Annotated in this window: 21 protein-coding genes; 6 read left to right on the top strand and 15 right to left on the bottom strand. The window is 63.4% G+C overall.

From position 1 onward, the window contains the following. Positions 1 to 27 precede the first annotated feature (27 nt). The 11 genes from tolQ to hisB form a co-directional block, all read right to left on the bottom strand. A complete protein-coding gene (gene tolQ, locus CHX26_RS05810; protein WP_172449888.1) occupies positions 28 to 723 on the bottom strand; it encodes a protein TolQ in 696 nt (231 codons plus the stop codon). 8 nt (positions 724 to 731) lie between these two features. Continuing rightward, a complete protein-coding gene (locus CHX26_RS05805) occupies positions 732 to 1,190 on the bottom strand; it encodes a YbgC/FadM family acyl-CoA thioesterase (RefSeq protein WP_104941557.1) in 459 nt (152 codons plus the stop codon). Positions 1,191 to 1,280: 90 nt separating this feature from the next. After that, on the bottom strand, positions 1,281 to 1,661 hold the full coding sequence (locus CHX26_RS05800) for a histidine triad nucleotide-binding protein (RefSeq protein WP_104941556.1): 381 nt from the start codon (positions 1,659 to 1,661) through the stop codon (positions 1,281 to 1,283). Next, a complete protein-coding gene (locus tag CHX26_RS05795) occupies positions 1,661 to 1,975 on the bottom strand; it encodes a phosphoribosyl-ATP diphosphatase (RefSeq protein WP_104941555.1) in 315 nt (104 codons plus the stop codon). Before CHX26_RS05795 ends, CHX26_RS05800 begins: the two co-directional genes overlap by 1 nt. A 15-nt stretch (positions 1,976 to 1,990) precedes the next feature. Continuing rightward, complete coding sequence (gene hisF / locus CHX26_RS05790; protein ID WP_104941554.1) at positions 1,991 to 2,773, bottom strand: imidazole glycerol phosphate synthase subunit HisF; 783 nt, start codon at positions 2,771 to 2,773, stop codon at positions 1,991 to 1,993. Further along, complete coding sequence (locus CHX26_RS15605; RefSeq protein ID WP_146107665.1) at positions 2,770 to 3,018, bottom strand: hypothetical protein; 249 nt, start codon at positions 3,016 to 3,018, stop codon at positions 2,770 to 2,772. Before CHX26_RS15605 ends, hisF begins: the two co-directional genes overlap by 4 nt. Positions 3,019 to 3,148: 130 nt before the next feature. Then, positions 3,149 to 3,589 carry a hypothetical protein gene (locus CHX26_RS05785; RefSeq protein ID WP_104941553.1) on the bottom strand — a complete coding sequence of 147 codons (441 nt, stop codon included), beginning with the start codon at positions 3,587 to 3,589 and terminating at the stop codon, positions 3,149 to 3,151. A 2-nt stretch (positions 3,590 to 3,591) separates the two neighbouring features. After that, the gene (gene hisA, locus CHX26_RS05780) at positions 3,592 to 4,320 is read right to left on the bottom strand and encodes a 1-(5-phosphoribosyl)-5-[(5-phosphoribosylamino)methylideneamino]imidazole-4-carboxamide isomerase (RefSeq protein WP_104941552.1); all 729 of its coding nucleotides are present in this window, start codon (positions 4,318 to 4,320) and stop codon (positions 3,592 to 3,594) included. Further along, entirely contained in the window at positions 4,317 to 4,943 is a 627-nt protein-coding gene (hisH, locus tag CHX26_RS05775; protein ID WP_104941551.1) for an imidazole glycerol phosphate synthase subunit HisH, read from the bottom strand. The genes hisA and hisH overlap by 4 nt, the downstream gene beginning before the upstream one ends. Further along, positions 4,936 to 5,232, bottom strand: a complete 297-nt coding sequence (locus CHX26_RS05770) for a YciI family protein (protein ID WP_104941550.1) — start codon at positions 5,230 to 5,232, stop codon at positions 4,936 to 4,938. The genes hisH and CHX26_RS05770 overlap by 8 nt, the downstream gene beginning before the upstream one ends. Then, positions 5,225 to 5,833 (bottom strand): imidazoleglycerol-phosphate dehydratase HisB, encoded by a 609-nt coding sequence (hisB, locus tag CHX26_RS05765; RefSeq protein WP_104941549.1) that lies wholly within the window; start codon positions 5,831 to 5,833, stop codon positions 5,225 to 5,227. The genes CHX26_RS05770 and hisB overlap by 8 nt, the downstream gene beginning before the upstream one ends. A 135-nt stretch (positions 5,834 to 5,968) precedes the next feature. Between hisB and CHX26_RS05760 the strand changes: the two genes are divergently transcribed. Genes CHX26_RS05760 through gmk form a run of 3 tightly spaced genes read left to right on the top strand, consistent with a single transcriptional unit; the run spans position 5,969 to position 7,584 of the window. After that, complete coding sequence (locus CHX26_RS05760) at positions 5,969 to 6,448, top strand: SspB family protein (RefSeq protein ID WP_104941548.1); 480 nt, start codon at positions 5,969 to 5,971, stop codon at positions 6,446 to 6,448. Positions 6,449 to 6,453: 5 nt separating this feature from the next. Further along, complete coding sequence (locus tag CHX26_RS05755) at positions 6,454 to 6,891, top strand: hypothetical protein (RefSeq protein ID WP_104941547.1); 438 nt, start codon at positions 6,454 to 6,456, stop codon at positions 6,889 to 6,891. 42 nt (positions 6,892 to 6,933) lie between these two features. Next, positions 6,934 to 7,584 (top strand): guanylate kinase, encoded by a 651-nt coding sequence (gene gmk, locus CHX26_RS05750; protein ID WP_104941546.1) that lies wholly within the window; start codon positions 6,934 to 6,936, stop codon positions 7,582 to 7,584. Here the strand turns inward: gmk and CHX26_RS05745 are convergent. Next, positions 7,581 to 8,258 carry an aquaporin gene (locus CHX26_RS05745; protein ID WP_104941545.1) on the bottom strand — a complete coding sequence of 226 codons (678 nt, stop codon included), beginning with the start codon at positions 8,256 to 8,258 and terminating at the stop codon, positions 7,581 to 7,583. The genes gmk and CHX26_RS05745 overlap by 4 nt on opposite strands. A 244-nt stretch (positions 8,259 to 8,502) precedes the next feature. Between CHX26_RS05745 and CHX26_RS05740 the strand changes: the two genes are divergently transcribed. After that, a complete protein-coding gene (locus CHX26_RS05740; RefSeq protein WP_442956921.1) occupies positions 8,503 to 9,999 on the top strand; it encodes a porin in 1,497 nt (498 codons plus the stop codon). A gap of 72 nt (positions 10,000 to 10,071) precedes the next feature. On the opposite strand, the gene CHX26_RS05735 is transcribed toward CHX26_RS05740, so the two are convergent. The 3 genes from CHX26_RS05735 to CHX26_RS05725 all read right to left on the bottom strand — a co-directional run bounded on the left by CHX26_RS05735 (position 10,072) and on the right by CHX26_RS05725 (position 13,300). Further along, positions 10,072 to 10,881, bottom strand: coding sequence for an SDR family oxidoreductase (locus CHX26_RS05735; protein ID WP_104941543.1), 810 nt, complete (start codon positions 10,879 to 10,881; stop codon positions 10,072 to 10,074). A gap of 4 nt (positions 10,882 to 10,885) precedes the next feature. Next, positions 10,886 to 12,025: an acyl-CoA dehydrogenase family protein gene (locus CHX26_RS05730; RefSeq protein WP_104941542.1), complete on the bottom strand. Its 1,140-nt coding sequence runs from the start codon at positions 12,023 to 12,025 to the stop codon at positions 10,886 to 10,888. Positions 12,026 to 12,106: 81 nt separating this feature from the next. Next, positions 12,107 to 13,300, bottom strand: coding sequence for an acyl-CoA dehydrogenase family protein (locus CHX26_RS05725; protein WP_104941541.1), 1,194 nt, complete (start codon positions 13,298 to 13,300; stop codon positions 12,107 to 12,109). Positions 13,301 to 13,513: 213 nt separating this feature from the next. Here CHX26_RS05725 and CHX26_RS05720 point away from each other — a divergent pair, with 213 nt between their 5' ends. After that, positions 13,514 to 15,010, top strand: coding sequence for an MFS transporter (locus CHX26_RS05720; RefSeq protein ID WP_233997297.1), 1,497 nt, complete (start codon positions 13,514 to 13,516; stop codon positions 15,008 to 15,010). Between the two features lie 79 nt (positions 15,011 to 15,089). Further along, on the top strand, positions 15,090 to 16,427 hold the full coding sequence (locus tag CHX26_RS05715; protein WP_104941540.1) for an acyl-CoA dehydrogenase family protein: 1,338 nt from the start codon (positions 15,090 to 15,092) through the stop codon (positions 16,425 to 16,427). Positions 16,428 to 16,521 lie beyond the last annotated feature (94 nt).

Below are 16,521 nucleotides of genomic sequence, written 5' to 3'. Positions count from 1 at the left end.
ACACGAACGGGCTTTGGTTTCTCTCCATCACACCCGGTCCAGTTCGCGGCTGAGGCCCATGTGGAGCTTGTCGGCAAAACGCTGCAAGCTCGCCTCATAGCGATCCACGGTGCCGCCGAAGCGGTTATAGGCGATCACGGCCGGGATCGCGGCAAACAGACCGATGGCGGTCGCAAACAGCGCCTCGGCAATGCCGGGGGCGACCACTGCCAGGCTCGCGCTCTGCTGCGCGCCGATCTGGAAAAACGAGTTCATGATCCCCCACACCGTGCCGAACAGGCCGACGAAAGGCGCGACCGATCCGACCGTGGCGAGGAAGTTCAACCGCCCGGCCATTTGGTCGGCTTCCTCGGCGATCTGGCTTTCCATCGCGGCGGCGATGCGCTGGCGGGTGGCCTCGCGGTCGACCGGCTGCTTCGCGGTGGACTTGCGCCATTCGTCCAGCCCGGCAGCGGCCACGCGCGCGGCGGGGATTTCCTTGCGCACCGATTTGGTGAGCAGCGCCTCACGGTCGCGCTGCTCCCAGAATTCGGCTTCATACTCAGCCGACTTCTTCGATAGTCCGCCGATCCGCAAGGAGAAGGAAACGATGATCATCCATACCCAGATACTGGCGAGGATCAGCCCGATCATCACCGCCTGCACGACGATGTCGGCCTGCAGGAACAGTTCGACCGGATCGAGCCGCGTCGGGGCAACAGCAGGGGCGGCGGCGCTTAGCATGGCGAGCGTCACGTGTGGGGGTTTCCTTGGTTCATGAAGGTCTCAAAGGCCGCGCGCCAAGCGGCGGGCTGGCGGCGCGGTCGGCCGTCTAGCGTGATAAAGCCGACGCGCAAATGGGCCTCGCAGAGGTTCTCGTCGCCCCTCCGCGCAATCTGGTGCATCCGGCACGAGGCGGCGCCGAGTTCGGTGCAGCGGGTTTCGATCACCACGTCATCGTCGAGCTTGGCCGGGCGCAGGTATTTGAGGTTCACTTCCGAGAGCGCATAGGCCCCCTCACCCGTCTCGATCGCTGCGCGCTGGTCAATGCCGAGCATTCGCAGCAGATCGCTGCGCGCCCGCTCAAACCAGCGCAGGTAATTGGCGTGGTAAGTGATCCCCGACAGGTCGGTGTCCTCATAGTACACCCGCACTGCATAAAGATGCCGCGCGCCATCAAGGACGCCGCCGGGAGGATTGGGAGAGGTCATGGCTGCCACCTAGCCTAGCGTGGAATCGCTTTAAAGCCGCGACGTGGCGATTTCCCGATGAACGGCAGCGGAATGGGGGTTAACCCATAATCAGCGGCGCGCGATCATCGGCCCCAATGGCTGGCCGCCGAAGATGTGGACGTGAAGGTGCGGCACTTCCTGCCCGCCGTGCTGGCCGATATTGGCGAGCAGGCGGTAACCAGGCTCGACCAGCCCCTTGCGTCTCGCCACCTCGCCCACCGCGCGGACGAACCCGCCGATTTCGGCGTCAGAGGCCTTGGCCGAGAAATCATCCCAGCTCACATAGCGCCCCTTGGGAATCACCAGGGTGTGAACTTCGGCCTGCGGGTTAATGTCCTCGAAGGCATAGGCCCACTCGTCTTCATAAATCTTCTGCGAGGGGATTTCCCCGCGCAGGATCCGGGCGAAGATGTTGGCGTCGTCATAGGGCAGGGTCGGGTCGATCGGCATTATTCGCTCCGGCTGGCTTTTTCGGTGAGACCGGACAGCCCCTCGCGTCGGTCGAGTTCGGCCAGCACCTGTTCGAGGCGGATACCTTTCTCGGCGAGCAGCACCATCAGGTGAAACAGCACGTCGGCCGCCTCACCCACCAGTTCTGCCTCGTCCCCGGCGAGCGCGGCGATAACGGCCTCGGTCGCCTCTTCACCGAGCTTCTGGGCAATCTTGGCGAGGCCCTTGCTGTGGAGCTTCGCCACATAGCTGTCCTCAGGCGAGGCGGTCAGGCGCTGGGCGATGGTCGCTTCAAGGCGGGTGAGGGTGTCCATGCGGCTGCTTTTCCGTCAAACCCCGCGCGCGGGCAAGCCCGCTGCTCGCAGAGCCGCGTGCGCCTCGGCGATGGTGTGGTGGCCAAAGTGGAAGATGCTGGCCGCCAGAACGGCGCTGGCATGGCCCTTGGTGACGCCTTCCACGAGGTGTTCGAGGCTCCCGACCCCGCCGCTCGCGATCACCGGCACGCTGACGCTTTCGGCGATTTCGCGGGTCAGATCGAGGTCATAGCCCCTCTGCGTGCCATCCCCGTCCATCGAGGTAACGAGCAATTCGCCCGCCCCCAGGTCGGCAACTTTGCGGGCATATTCCACCGCGTCGATCCCGGTCGGCTTGCGCCCGCCATGGGTGAAGATTTCCCATCTTGCCGCGCCCCCCTCTTCAACAGGAACAACGCGGCGCGCGTCGACGCTGGCGACGACGCACTGGCTGCCGAAGCGTTCTGCAATCTCCCCTACGAGTTCGGGCCGGGCGACAGCGGCGCTGTTCACCGCCACCTTGTCCGCCCCCGCGAGCAGCAGCGCGCGCGCGTCCTCAGGCGAGCGCACTCCGCCGCCGACGGTGAGCGGCATGAAGCACACCTCGGCTGTGCGCCGCACCATGTCGAGCAGCGTCCCGCGCCCTTCGTGGCTGGCGGAAATGTCGAGGAAGCACAACTCGTCCGCGCCCGCCGCATCATAGGCGCGGGCCTGCTCCACCGGATCGCCCGCGTCCTTCAGATCGACGAAGTTCACGCCCTTGACCACGCGGCCCTCGGCCACATCGAGACAGGGTATGACGCGAATGCGGACGGTCATGAAAGCACTTTCCAGATGTAATACAGTCCAGCGAGCCCGACACAAGAGTATGTTGTGAAGTTGAATCCAATTATCAAATTGAAAATTGTCGGATTGCTTTCGCGATCAATATTGGTCAATGGAAAGAGCGGCGGGCGCCCCGTTGAGTAATCCTTGAAAGATGAGAGCAACCCATAGACAGCAATTGGGGGAAGTGCTATCGCATAGAGAATATCAGAAAAGAAAAGCTCGAAAAGGCCGTTCATCAACTTTCCTTCGCTCTTTGGTCAAACGCATCGCCGCCTCAATGACGAGCTCTCCCTGCTTCGGCGCGCGCCTGTTCAACCGGATCGCCCGCGCCATTGAGATCGACGAAGTTCACGCGGATGCGATCGGTCATGTCATCACCTTGTAAAGCACCCCGACGCCCAACGCACCAAAGCCTAGAGCAAAGGCCAAATGGAACCCGAAAACCGGCCAAAACCAGAGTGGCTCCCGGCGTCGGTATATCAGGTCCCACTTCCAGGGAATTATGCCCGAAGTGATACCCATCAAGACCGCGAGCAATGACAGCGCAGCGATGGAAAACAGGCCCACCGCCAGCAGGATCGGCAGCACTGCGCTATCTTCTGCGCCAACAAAGGTGGCAGCGAGGATCGCGGACAAGAGAACAACGAGAACACCTAACAAAGCCAGCAGGTAGCGATAGAGTGCTGGCTGCTCGCTTCTTTGGATCACACCGATCGCAAGCTTGATGCGCCCATGGAGGATGCCGGTGCGAAGCCTGTTGAGCAGGAAAAGCAGCCCGGCAGCAAGAAGAAATTGCAGGAGCGCCACGGCTAGCCTCTGGCAGCGATCTGGATCGCTGCTGCCAGATCGAGTCGTCCCTCGTAGAGCGCGCGTCCTGTGATAACCCCCTCGATCCCCTCATGCGCGTGGAGCGAGAGGATGTGGATGTCGTCCAGCCCCTTCACCCCGCCGCTGGCGATCACCGGAATGTCGACGCGGCGGGCGAGGTCCACGGTGGCGTCGATGTTCACGCCCTTCAGCAAGCCGTCGCGCCCGATGTCGGTGAACAGCAGGCTGGCAACGCCTGCATCTTCGAACCGGCGGGCGAGGTCGGTGACGGGAACGTCGGAGACTTCCGCCCAGCCCTCGGTCGCGACCATGCCGTCCTTCGCGTCGACCGCGACGACGATGCCGTTCTCCCATTCGCGGGCCATATCTTTCACGAATTCGGGGTTCTTGAGGGCGGCCGAGCCCATCACCACCCGCGCCACACCGAGGTTGAACCACCCCTCCACCGCCGCTGCGTCACGGATGCCGCCGCCCAGTTGCACGTATCCGGGGAAGGCTTCGACGATGGCTTCCACCGCCGCGCGGTTGCGGCTTTCGCCGGCGAAGCTGCCGTCGAGATCGACCACGTGCAGGTGCTCCGCCCCGGCCTCGGCGAAGATCATCGCCTGCGCGGCCGGATCATCGCCGTAGATCGTGGCGCGGTCCATGTCGCCCTCGGCAAGGCGCACGACCTGGCCGCCTTTAAGGTCAATGGCGGGGAAGATGATCACGGATACCACTCCAGAAAGCGCCGGAGCGTTGCCAGCCCGTAAGCCTGGCTCTTCTCCGGGTGAAACTGCACGCCGATGATATTGTCGCGGGCAACGGCGGCGACCAGTCCTTCGCCGTGATCGGTCATCGCGGCGACATGATGCGGATCGGTCGCGACGAAATGATAGGAGTGGAGGAAATAGGCCTCGCCTTCCTCGACCACCGCATGGCCGCGCGCATGGGGCAGGATGGCGACATCGTTCCAGCCCATGTGCGGCACCTTGATCGACGGGTCGGAGGGCTCGATCAGCCGCACCTCGCCCGGCACCCAGCCGAGACCGGGGGTGGTGCCATGTTCGAGGCCGCGGTCGGCCAGCAGTTGCATCCCGACGCAGATACCGAGGAAGGGCGCGCCGCCCACGTGGACGCGCTCCTGCATCGCCTCGACCATCCCGGAAATCGCGTTGAGCCCCTCGGCGCAGGCCCTGAAGCTGCCGACACCCGGCAGCACGATCCGGTCCGCGGCGCGCACCACATAGGGATCGGCGGTAACAGTGACCTCGCCTCCCGCCGCCTTGAGTGCGTTGTGAACCGAGTGAAGGTTGCCCGCACCGTAATCGATGAGGGCGATGACTTCAGCCATTGAATGCCTCAAGCCCGGGGAAGGCGAAACGCGGGGTCCATTCGGTGATGGTCATGTCGGCCAGTCCCTGCGCGATAAAGGGATCGCCCGCCATCAGCGCCTCGGCAGCGGCGCGGCTGGTGGTCTTGATGAACACCAGCCCGCTGTCACGCGGCTCGCACGGCCCCCAGGCGATGAAGTGGCCCGCCGCCTGCCCTGCCTTAAGGAAGGCGAGGTGATCGACCAGCGCTTCGTCGATCCGGGCGAGAGGCACCTTGTAGGTGAGCCTGGCGATGAAGATGCTAGCCACCCAATTGCCCCTTGGTGCTCGGCACGCTCTCGCCCTTCCTCGGGTCGCGTTCCACCGCCTGCCGCATCGCGCGGGCGAAGCCCTTGTAGAGGCTCTCGCAGATGTGGTGGTTGTTGGTGCCGTAGAGCAGTTCCATGTGGAGCGTAATGCCGGCGCTCTGCGAGACGGAATGAAACCAGTGCTCGATCAGTTCGGTGTCCCATTCGCCGAGGCGTTCCTGCGTGAACTTCGCCTTCCACACCAGATAAGGCCGCCCGGAGATATCCAGAGCAACCCGGCTCAGCGTCTCGTCCATCGGCGAATAGGCCGCGCCGTAACGCCCGATCCCGGCCTTGTCGCCCAGCGCCTGCGCGATCGCCTGACCCAGCGCGATGGCCGAATCCTCGGTGGTGTGGTGCTGATCGACATGGAGATCGCCCTCCACCTTCATCGTCACGTCGATCAGCGAATGGCGGCTGAACTGCTCGACCATGTGATCGAGAAAGCCGATGCCGGTGCTGACATCATAGGCGCCGGTTCCGTCGAGATTGACGGCGATGGCGATCTTGGTCTCGGTGGTGTTTCGCTCAACCGAGCCGGTGCGGGCGGGGGTGCTGGGCATATCCGGGCGCTATAGACTTTGCGGCGTCGCTGACAAGGCCGAGGCGCATGTGCTTGCGAAGCCCTGTCAAACCGGTGAGGTCTTGCGGCAAAGGACTTGACCAAGATCACTTGTGCCGCCACGAATCCGCAAGTCATGAACAGCGACACGCCCGATAGTCTGATCCCTTACGACGAGATCGTGCAGGAGGCGCTGCGCGCCGTGGTCGGCCGGGTGCTCGGCTCGATCGTCAGCGGCGGCGGAACGCTGCCTGGTACGCATCATTTCTACATTACCTTCAAGACCGGGGCGCCGGGGGTGTCCATTCCCAGCCACCTGCGCGAACGGTTCCCCGATGAAATGACCATCGTGCTGCAGAACAAGTTCTGGGATCTTGAGGTTCTGGCGCACAGCTTCTCGGTCAGCCTGACCTTCAATCAGGTGCCGGCCAAGCTGACCATACCCTTCGCCGCGATCACCGCCTTTGTCGATCCGGCGGTCGATTTCGGGCTGCAGTTCCAGGCCGCGGTCGAGGAGCTGGAGCCCGAAGCCCACGAAGACGCCGAGAATGACGGACCGGACACCGACCCTGATGGCTCGAACGTCGTCAGCATCGATTTCGGCCGCAAGAAATAGGCACAATGGCGCGGGGCAAGCGGTCACGCAGGGACAGGCGCGGCAAGCCCGCAGCGTCTGGCACCGCTGCCGATCCGACGGTCTCGCCTGACCCGACTGGCCCCGGCGGCCTGCCGCTGCCCAGCCCTGTCGCGTCGACCAATCTGGTGATTGCAGACATCGTTTTCCGCGCCGCCGGAGCCATGCTGCGCGAGCGGATGGAAAAGGGCCTGCTGAGCAAAAGCTACGATGCGGCCAAGGCAGAACGTCTGGTAGACGCGCGAGGATTGGCAACCACTGCCGCATTGTGGGGCGCCAGCCGCCTTGCCCGTCGTTCGCCGCTTGGCCTTGCGGTTGTCGCGGGGGGTCTGGCCGCCAAGGTTTTCTATGATCGCGGCAAGCGGCTCGAAGCCAAACGCCGTGGCCGCAATCTCGCAAGCAAGACATCGGACAGCGAATCCTGACCGCCGCTTGATTTGTGCGCCCCTGATGGTGCAACGGGGCCTATGCGCGACGCCACAGACAAATCCTCCGACAAGCTCCAACGCCGGGGCCTGATGTTCATCCTTTCCTCGCCTTCAGGTGCAGGCAAGACCACGCTGTCGCGGATGCTGCTGGCCAGGGATAGCGAGATCAAGCTTTCGGTCTCCGCCACGACCCGTCCGCCTCGTCCCGGCGAAATCGACGGAGTGCATTACCATTTCGTCACCCCCGAACGCTTCCAGCAGATGGTCGAGGAGGATGATTTCTACGAATGGGCCGAGGTTTTCGGCAACCGCTACGGCACGCCCAAGGGGTTGATCCGCGCCGCACTCAAGGAAGGGCAGGACTTCCTGTTCGACATCGACTGGCAAGGCACCCAGCAGCTCTACCAAAAGGATCAGCAGGATGTGGTACGGGTATTCATCCTGCCACCTTCGATAGAGGAACTGCACCGCCGCCTGAAGGGCCGTGCTACCGACAGCGCCGACGTCATCGCCGCCCGCATGGAACGCGCCCGGGCCGAGATCAGCCACTGGGACGGCTACGACTATGTCATCATCAATGACGACGTCGATGAATGCTTTGCCAAGGTCTGCGCGATCCTTGAAGCCGAACGCATGAAGCGCGCTCGTCAGACCGGCCTCATCCCCTTCGTGCGTGGGCTGATGAGCTAATCCTGCGATAGGCCAGCGGCAGGCGCTTCGCCTTCCATGAGCACCCGCGCTGCGCCCATCGCAAGCAGCGCACCTGCAATCTGCGCAATCACGAAGCCGGGAATGTCGGCTGGCGCGATGCCCGTGAACGTGTCGGTAAAGCTGCGGGCAATCGTGATCGCGGGATTGGCGAAACTGGTCGAGGAGGTGAACCAGCACGCGGCGAAGATATAGAGCGCCACGCTCGTCGGGATCGCTTCGGGCCGAGCGCGCAAGGTTGCCAGAATGGTCAGGATCAACCCGAAGGTCGCCACGCCCTCGCCCGCCCATTGGCCAACCCCTGTCCGCGGCACGGTTGCCAGCTGAACCAACGGCAAATCGAACATCAGGTGGACGGCAAAGGCGGCAAGAATGCCGCTCACAATCTGGGTTGCCACATAGGCAATCGCCGCGCTGCTTTCGATCTCGCCGCGCAGCCAGAACACGAGGGTCACCGCAGGATTGAAGTGCGCGCCCGACACTGGGCCAAACATGACGATGACCACATACAGAATCGCCCCGATCGGCAGCGTCGTGCCAATCAGTGCCACGGCGACATTCCCCCCGGCAAGATTGTCGGCCATGATGCCCGCCCCCATCACGGTGGCGAACAGGAAAAACGTACCAAGCGCCTCTGCCAACAGGCGCGCGATCATGCCCCGCCACTCCCTGCTCGGCGATACCGGTAAATCATTGATGCCCCCTCGCTCTCCAAGATCGCAGACTAGCAAGACAGACGCCGCCCTCGCAAGCACATCAACAACTTGAGCGGACGCACGACGCGGTCTTCGTTCCGACGGATAAATTTCAGTCATATTTGTCACAGAAGCGACATGAAGCAGACATAGGCGCGCAGTGCCGCCTGCTTTGGGGCGGGCCGAAATGCGAAAAGTGCCTATCATGTCTCGTCACGTCACCGGATCATCAATCCAGCTTGTCCTTGCCGCTCTGATGGCTGGGGCAAGCGTGCCTGCCATGGCGCAGTCGACGCAGGAACAGCCGGGTGATCAGGCTGCCACCATCGCTGACCTCCAGCGCCAGATCGACGAATTGAAAGCGATGGTCAGCACGCTGCAATCGGCACAGGCCCAGAGCACGCCTGCGCCTGCCCCGGCAGATATCGTGCAAGCACCGGTCAGCCCGACGATCGCCGAAACCACCTCCCCCAACCCGCCTGCCAGCCCGGCCGCTATCGGCTTTCCAGCGCCGACGGAAGACATCCGGCTTGCCTCGGCTGAGGCATCAAAGCCCAAGGCGTGGTACGAAAAGCTGCGCCTGCGCGGATATACCCAATTGCGCTTCAGCCAGATCGTCACGGGCGATGCGACTGCCCCGGCTGGAATCTCGCGCCTGCGCTCGATCCACGACAGCGGGGTGCGCGACGACAGCACGTTCAGCTTCCGCCGGCTGCGCATGATCCTGCAGGGCGACATCAATGATCACGTCTCGCTTTACTTCCAGCCGGATTTCGTCGCCGCCGTTTCCAACCAGTCGGTCGGCGAGAGGCGCGAGGGCACCGTGTCCCTGCGTGACATGTATGCCGATGTCTTTCCCTTCGATGACAAGTCGTTCCGTATCCGGCTTGGCCAGTCGAAAGTGCCTTACGGATGGGAAAACATGCAGTCCTCGTCGAACCGCCTTGCGCTCGATCGTACGGACGGCATCAACACCGCCGCAGCGGGCGAGCGCGATCTGGGGATCGTCGCCTATTACACTCCGCCCAAGGTGCAAGCGATCTGGGATCGTCTCGCAGCGGATGGCCAGAAGCTTTTCGGCAATTACGGTGCCTTCGGCGTCGGTGCGTTCAACGGGCAGGGTCTCAACCGCACCGAGGCTGACGACAACGTGATGCTGGTGGGTCTTGCCACCTGGCCTTTCGAACTGGACGGGCTGGGGCTGGAGGGTCAGGTGTTCGAGATCGGCGGTTCGGTGATGCGAAACCGTATCCGCCCAGAAATCCGCACCGGCGGGCTAAGCCCGGCCTCGTTCAAGGACAACCGCACGCTCGTTCATGCGATCCTCTATCCGCAACCGATCGGCGTTCAGGCGGAATGGAACTGGGGAACGGGGCCGGAATTCATTCCCGCCACCGGCCGGATAGAGGAACGTCCGATCACCGGTGGTTATGTGCAGCTGATGGGCAAAATCGACAACTCCCCCATCGGACCGTTTTATCCCTTCGCCCGCTGGCAGTATTATCGCGGCGGGTTCAAGGCGGCGGTGAACGCCCCGCGGCTGGAGACGGAAGAACTGGAACTGGGCTTCGAATTCCAGCTCGATCGCGCGCTGGAAATCACCACCACCTATGGCTGGGCCTCGCGCAAGGAGGCCGACGAACGCCGCTTCGGGCAGGCCGAAGGGCAAGTTGTCCGCGTGCAGGCCCAATGGAATTATTGAGGTGTAACGCCTGATGCAAAAAGGGCCGCCGGATCGCTCCTGCGGCCCTTTTTCGAAGTCCGCGCGGCGGGCTCAGTGTCCGCCCGAAGGATCGGCAAAGTGGCTGGGCAGATGCGCGTTGACCACCCCGCCATCGACGGTGAGCGTCTCGCCCACCACATAATCGCCCGCGCGGCTGCACAGGTAGATCGCAGCCGCGGCCATGTCTTCCGCCGTACCGATGCGCTTGGCCGGGATGCCCGAAGCCGATGCATCGGGTGCGTCCTTGGCGGCCTTGTTCATCTCGGACGGGAAGGCGCCCGGCGCGATCGAGGTCACCACGATATTGTCCTGAATCAGCCGTGCGGCCATGCGCCGGGTGAGCTGGATCACGCCCGCCTTGGAGGCCTGATAGGCATAGGTCTCCCATGGGTTGATCCGCTGCCCGTCAATCGATGAGACGTGGATCACCTTGGCCGGATGGCCGCGTTTGCCGCCTGCAACCAGCAGATCGTGGAGCTTCTGGGTCAGGAAGAACGGGGTCTTGACGTTGAGATCCATCGTCCGGTGCCAGCCGGCCTCGGAGAATTCGAGATAGGGCTGGCCCCAGGCAGCGCCCGCATTGTTGATGAGGATGTCGAGATGGGTCTCGCGCGCCTTCATCTCGTTGGCAAGGGCCACCATGCCGTCCATCTGGCTGAGGTCGGCGGGGATGCCGATCACGCGATCGGCACCGAATTCGTCAATGGTCGCCTGCATCTGCTCGATCTTGCGCGCCGAGATGTAGACCCGCGCACAGCCTGCCGCGAGCAGGCCTTCGACGAACATCTTGCCGATCCCGCGGCTGCCCCCGGTAACCAGAGCGATGCGGCCTTCGAGGCTGAAAAGTGATTGAATGTCCATGTGATCAATATCCGCTCAAGGTGGCCACGCGGTTCGCGTGGAAGAAGGCATCGCCGAGGAACTCGGCCAGCGCGCGGTCGCGCTTCATGTAGAGGCCGATGTCGTATTCATCGGTCATGCCGATGCCGCCGTGCATCTGCACGCCTTCCTGCACCGCCAGCCGCGCTGCCCTGGCGACCTTGGCCTTGGCGACGCTCGCCATCAGATCAGCACTTTCCGCGCCCGCATCGAGCAATTGCTGCGCCTTGATCGTAACAGCGCGGGCAATCTCGACTTCGGAATAGAGGTGGCTGGCGCGGTGCTGCAATGCCTGGAACTCGCCGATCAATTTCCCGAACTGCTTCCTCTGCTTGAGGTAATCGACGGTCATGTCCATCGCCCCGCGGGCAACGCCCACGCCTTCGGCTGCTGCGCCGACGCGGCCTGCCAGGAGCATCGCATCGAGCACCGCGCGCCCGCCGTCGATCTCGCCGATGACGGCATCGCCGTCCAATTCGACCCCGTCGAACTTCGTGTGGGTCGCCATGGAACTGTCGACCAGGCGTACCGCGTCATGGGTCATGCCGCTCGCATCTTTCGGCACGGCGAACAGCGTGATCCCGTCCGCGTCTTCATCGCTGCCGGAAGTGCGCGCGGCGACCACGATCATATCGGCGCTGGCGCCCTGAACCACGAAGCTCTTGGAGCCCGTCAGGCGGAAGCCGTTACCCGATTTCTCGGCGCGGGTTGCGATGCGGCTGGGGCGGTGCTTTGCGGTCTCGTCAATGGCGACGGCGAACACGCTGTCGCCTGCGATGAGGCCGGGCAGATAGCGGCCCTTCATATCATCCGAGCCGTGCTTCAGCGCGGTTGCCGCCAGCACGGACGAAGTCAGAAACGGCGAAGGGGTGAGATTGCGGCCGATCTCCTCGAGCACGATCCCGGCCTCCACATGGCCCATACCGAGCCCGCCGTCGGCCTCGTCCACCAGCATGCCGGTGAAACCCATTTCGGCCATCTGCTTCCACAGGCCGTGGCCAAAGCCGTCCTTGCAGTTGCGGTCGCGCCAGTGGCGCAGCTGTTTGGCGATATTGCCTTCCTCGGCCATGAAGCCGCTGGCGGTATCGGCGAGCATCGCCTGATCGTCATTGTGATACAGGGGCATTGGTTTTCCCTCTCCCGATTTCTGGTGTCATGCGGGCCGCTCCCGTCAGGCGGAAGCGGCCCGGTGAATGCTGTGGCCGGATCAGGCTCCCGGCAGATCAAGGATGCGCTTGGAAATCACGTTGAGCATGACTTCCGAGGTGCCGCCCTCGATCGAGTTCGCCTTGGTGCGAAGCCAGCCGCGCGCTGGCTTGCCGCCGCCGGTGTCCTCGCTCTCCCATTCGAGAGAGCGCGAGCCGCCGACCGCCATCATCAGCTCGTGGCGGCGCTTGTTCAGCTCGGTGCCGACATATTTCATCATGTTCGGCTGCGCGGGGTGCGCCTTGCCGACCTTGATCTCGTCGAGGAACTTCTCGCCCATCGCGGTATAGGCCAGCGCGTCGACATCGAACATGGCAAGCTCTGCCCGCAGGACGGGATCAAGCTCGTCGCCAAGTTTGACCGCATGGCGCTTCATCATCGCGCCGATCGCGGCGCTGCGCTCGCCCCCGCCCGCGCCCGAGATCATCTCGCGCTCGTGGCCGAGCAGATACTTGGCCACGTCCCAGCCGCGGTTCACCTCGCCGACATAGGCCGGGCAATCCTCGCCATAGGACTTGGGGACCTTCACATTGTCGAAAAAGGTCTCGCAGAAGGGTGAATTGCCGCTGATCAGCAGGATCGGCTTTGTCGTCACCCCTTCGCTTGCCATGTCGTAGAGCATGAAGGTGATGCCCTTGTACTTGTCGTTCTTGTCGGTGCGGACGAGGCAGAAGATCCAGTCGGCCTGATCGGCATAGGACGTCCAGATCTTCTGTCCGTTGACGACCCAGTGATCGCCCTTGTCTTCGCCATAGGTTTGCAAGGACACCAGATCGCTGCCCGAACCGGGTTCCGAATAGCCCTGACACCAGCGGATCTCGCCGCGGGCGATTTCATTGAGGAAGCGCTGCTTCTGGCCTTCGGTACCGAATTGCAGCAGCGCCGGGCCGAGCATCCAGATGCCGAAGCTCGAAAGCGGCGGGCGCGCATTGATGCGGCTCATTTCCTCGCGCAGCACCTTGGCTTCGGCCGGCGACAGCCCCGCGCCGCCATATTCCTTGGGCCACGCCGGTACGGTGTAGCCCTTGGCCACGCAGGCCTCGAACCATGCCTTTTGCGCATCATTCTTGAAGGTCGCGCGCCGGCCACCCCAATAGACGTCCTCGTCATCGCGGGCTGGCTCGCGCATTTCGGGCGGGCAGTTGGCTTCGAGCCAGGCTCGGGTTTCGGTGCGGAATGTTTCCAGATCAGCCATGGGCCGAGTCTCCTCTCTGGTGTCTCTCACTTGACGCTTACGTTAGTGGCATTCGGAGCACGCCTGCAAGCGGTCTTGATACATGCCACGATGCCGTAGCGTCAGCCTGAGCACGATTGACGCGCCACCCAATCGGTCTAGGTTCGAAACCGAAAAAGGGAGAGAGAAATTGGCCGGATTCGGCAGGCTGACTACCAGCATCAGGTGCTGTGCGTGAGCAGGAGTACGGGCATCATCGCGGGCAAGCTGCCGATGCGGCTCAAGCTGGTGCAAGGCTTTGGGGCCGTGGCCTTCGGAGTGAAGGACAATGGCTTTTCCTTCTTCCTGCTGATCTTCTACAATCAGGTGTTGGGGATGGACGCAGGGCTGGTCAGCCTCGCCCTGCTGATCGCGCTGCTGGTTGACGCGGTGGTCGATCCGGTTCTCGGCAACCTTTCCGACCGCACCTACACCCGCTGGGGCCGCCGCCTGCCATGGCTTTATGCGGCCCCGATTCCCCTCGCTTTTGCCTGGGTGATGATGTGGAGCCCGCCAACCGGCGAAGCGCCGAGTTTCATGGGCCTTGTCGGTATCGCCATCGCGGTGCGGGTGCTGCTGTCGGCCTGCGAGGTACCCTCGATCAGCCTCGTCCCCGAAATCACCGCCGATTACGACGAGCGCACCACCCTGTTCCGGTACCGCGCGCTGGGTGGCTGGATCGGCGGGCTGGGCATGATGGTGCTGGCCTATACGGTGTTCATGCCGGGACCGGAGGGGCTGTTGCAGCGCGAAGGTTACTACGCGTTCGGCGTCTTCGGCGCGGTGTTGATGGCAGTCTCGGTGATCGGATCGGCGCTCGGCCAGCACAGGCTGGTCGCCCGCCTGCCCGACACCAAACCAGGCCCCTTTACGATCAAGGGTGCCTTTGCCGAGATCCACGAAGCTTTTTCCGAACGTGCCTTCCTGATCTTTGCGGCAGGGGGACTGGCGGCTTACATCCATCAGGGGCTCAACTTCTCCATCACCAATTACATCAATCTGTTCGTCCTGCAGCTGACCCGCACCCAGTTGATGTTCTTCCCGCTTGTGCTGTTTGGTGCGGTGGTCTTGATGTTCGTCACCATCGGCCCGTTGCACCGCCGCTTCGGCAAGGCGAAGGCCGCCGGGCTTGGCATGATTGTCGGCACGGTTCTGGGAATGGTGCCTTACACGCTGCTGCTTGTGGGGTTCTGGCCCTCACCCGGCAGCACCGCATCGGCGGCGCTGTTCTTCGGCTTTGCGATGATTGCGACGGGACTGGGGATTATCTCGCTGGTTTCCGCCACATCGATGATCGCGGAGATCGTCGAAGCTTTCGAAGAACGCACCGGGCGGCGCGCCGAGGGATCGTTCTACTCGGGCAACTGGCTGGTGCAGAAATGCGCGACCGGGGCGGGGATCTTCCTGTCGGGCCAGATCATCGCCTTTTCGCAGCTTGCCCCCGATGCTGTTCCCGGCACTGTGCCGCAAGACGTGCTAACCAGCCTGCTGCTCTCCTACGGCAGCGCCATGCTGCTGCTCGCGGTCATTTCCGCATGGTGGCTGGCGCGCTTTCCCATCACCCGCGAGGAGCATGAAGAGCGGGTCAACCGGCTCGCAGAGCGCCGGGCGAAAGCCAGCCGCAAGGCCGTAACCCCACTTCCCGACGGGCCAATTCTAGCCGCCGACGGAGTGCCAGCGCCGCACAAATGAGAGCTTGGCGCGGCCCCAAGCCTCTGCCACGGTCACATTCAGATTCGATTGCAATTGAGGACGAGAGAGGAACACCCCCATGGATTTCGAACCCACCGAACGTCAGGTCTACTGGCGCAACCGCGTGCGCGATTTCATCGAGACGCACGTTCGGCCGAACATGGACACCTACAAGCAGCAGGATCTTGAAGGTGATCGCTGGAAGGTGATCCAGATCATCGAGGACAAGAAGGCGCTCGCCAAGGAAGCGGGCATCTGGAACCTGTTCATGCCCCCGCGCAATGACAGCCACCACCATGTCGACGATACCTTCGAGTTCGAAGGGCCGGGCCTCACCAACCTCGAATATGCGCTATGCGCCGAGGAAATGGGCCGCATCGGCTGGGCGAGCGAAGTGTTCAACTGCTCCGCGCCCGACACCGGCAACATGGAAGTGTTCCACCGCTACGGCACGCGCGAGCAGAAGGAAGAATGGCTGCGTCCGCTGATGAACGGGGAGATCCGCTCGGCCTTCCTGATGACCGAGCCCTACACCGCATCATCGGATGCCACCAACATCGAAACCCGGATCGAGCGCGACGGTGATCACTACGTCATCAACGGGCGCAAGTGGTGGTCGTCGGGCCTTGGCGATCCGCGCTGCAAGGTCGCGATCGTGATGGGCAAGACCGACTTTGCCGCTCAGCGTCATGCCCAGCAGTCGATGGTGCTGATGCCGATTGACACCCCCGGCGTGAACATCATCCGCCACCTGCCCGTCTTCGGCTATGACGATGCCCCGCACGGCCACATGGAAGTGGAGATGAAGGACGTGCGCGTCCCCGTCACCAACATGCTGCTGGGCGAAGGCCGCGGCTTCGAGATCGCGCAGGGCCGCCTCGGGCCGGGCCGCATCCACCACTGCATGCGCACCATCGGCGCGGCGGAAGAGGCGCTCGAAAAGATGTGCCGCCGCCTGCAGGAGCGTGAGGCTTTCGGCAAGCCGGTCTACAAGCACTCGGTCTGGGAAGAGCGCGTCGCGCGCGCCCGCATCGACATCGAGATGACCCGCCTGCTCTGCCTCAAGGCTGCCGACATGATGGACAAGGTCGGCAACAAGGCGGCCAAGCAGGAAATCGCGATGATCAAGGTGCAGGCCCCCAACATGGCGCTGCGGATCATCGACGATGCGATCCAGGCCCATGGCGGCGGCGGCGTGTCGGAGGATTATGGCCTCGCGCGCTCCTATGCCAACCAGCGCACCCTGCGTCTGGCGGATGGCCCGGACGAGGTCCACGCGCGTTCCATCGCCCACATGGAGTTCGCCAAGCACGCTCCGCGCCCCGGCCCGACGGCCAACGCCCTGCGCGGCGATCACGGACGCGCGGCCAATGACGGCCAGAGCTTCAGCTCGGGCGACATGGGCGTGGCGCGCTGAACGCAGAAAAACACACCCGTTCGTGTCGAGCGTAGTCGAGACACATCGACACGAACGGTTCTCGACTATCCTTTCAGGCCCGCCCGTTTACCGC

It is taken from the genome of Porphyrobacter sp. HT-58-2 (assembly GCF_002952215.1).
Lineage (GTDB): Bacteria > Pseudomonadota > Alphaproteobacteria > Sphingomonadales > Sphingomonadaceae > Erythrobacter.
This window is presented reverse-complemented; position numbering and strand designations above follow the sequence as displayed.

What these genes read in the sequence shown, in the direction of transcription:
- CHX26_RS05745 (WP_104941545.1), bottom strand. Translation starts at nt 8,258, where the DNA reads ATGATCGCGCGCCTGTTGGCAGAGGCGCTTGGTACGTTTTTCCTGTTC.
- CHX26_RS05755 (WP_104941547.1), top strand. Translation starts at nt 6,454, where the DNA reads ATGGCGCGGGGCAAGCGGTCACGCAGGGACAGGCGCGGCAAGCCCGCA.
- CHX26_RS05730 (WP_104941542.1), bottom strand. Translation starts at nt 12,025, where the DNA reads ATGCCCCTGTATCACAATGACGATCAGGCGATGCTCGCCGATACCGCC.
- CHX26_RS15605 (WP_146107665.1), bottom strand. Translation starts at nt 3,018, where the DNA reads ATGAACGGCCTTTTCGAGCTTTTCTTTTCTGATATTCTCTATGCGATA.
- CHX26_RS05795 (WP_104941555.1), bottom strand. Translation starts at nt 1,975, where the DNA reads ATGGACACCCTCACCCGCCTTGAAGCGACCATCGCCCAGCGCCTGACC.
- gmk (WP_104941546.1), top strand. Translation starts at nt 6,934, where the DNA reads ATGCGCGACGCCACAGACAAATCCTCCGACAAGCTCCAACGCCGGGGC.
- CHX26_RS05805 (WP_104941557.1), bottom strand. Translation starts at nt 1,190, where the DNA reads ATGACCTCTCCCAATCCTCCCGGCGGCGTCCTTGATGGCGCGCGGCAT.
- CHX26_RS05715 (WP_104941540.1), top strand. Translation starts at nt 15,090, where the DNA reads ATGGATTTCGAACCCACCGAACGTCAGGTCTACTGGCGCAACCGCGTG.
- CHX26_RS05725 (WP_104941541.1), bottom strand. Translation starts at nt 13,300, where the DNA reads ATGGCTGATCTGGAAACATTCCGCACCGAAACCCGAGCCTGGCTCGAA.
- CHX26_RS05760 (WP_104941548.1), top strand. Translation starts at nt 5,969, where the DNA reads ATGAACAGCGACACGCCCGATAGTCTGATCCCTTACGACGAGATCGTG.
- CHX26_RS05740 (WP_442956921.1), top strand. Translation starts at nt 8,503, where the DNA reads ATGTCTCGTCACGTCACCGGATCATCAATCCAGCTTGTCCTTGCCGCT.
- CHX26_RS05800 (WP_104941556.1), bottom strand. Translation starts at nt 1,661, where the DNA reads ATGCCGATCGACCCGACCCTGCCCTATGACGACGCCAACATCTTCGCC.
- hisH (WP_104941551.1), bottom strand. Translation starts at nt 4,943, where the DNA reads ATGGCTGAAGTCATCGCCCTCATCGATTACGGTGCGGGCAACCTTCAC.
- tolQ (WP_172449888.1), bottom strand. Translation starts at nt 723, where the DNA reads ATGCTAAGCGCCGCCGCCCCTGCTGTTGCCCCGACGCGGCTCGATCCG.
- hisF (WP_104941554.1), bottom strand. Translation starts at nt 2,773, where the DNA reads ATGACCGTCCGCATTCGCGTCATACCCTGTCTCGATGTGGCCGAGGGC.
- CHX26_RS05735 (WP_104941543.1), bottom strand. Translation starts at nt 10,881, where the DNA reads ATGGACATTCAATCACTTTTCAGCCTCGAAGGCCGCATCGCTCTGGTT.
- hisB (WP_104941549.1), bottom strand. Translation starts at nt 5,833, where the DNA reads ATGCCCAGCACCCCCGCCCGCACCGGCTCGGTTGAGCGAAACACCACC.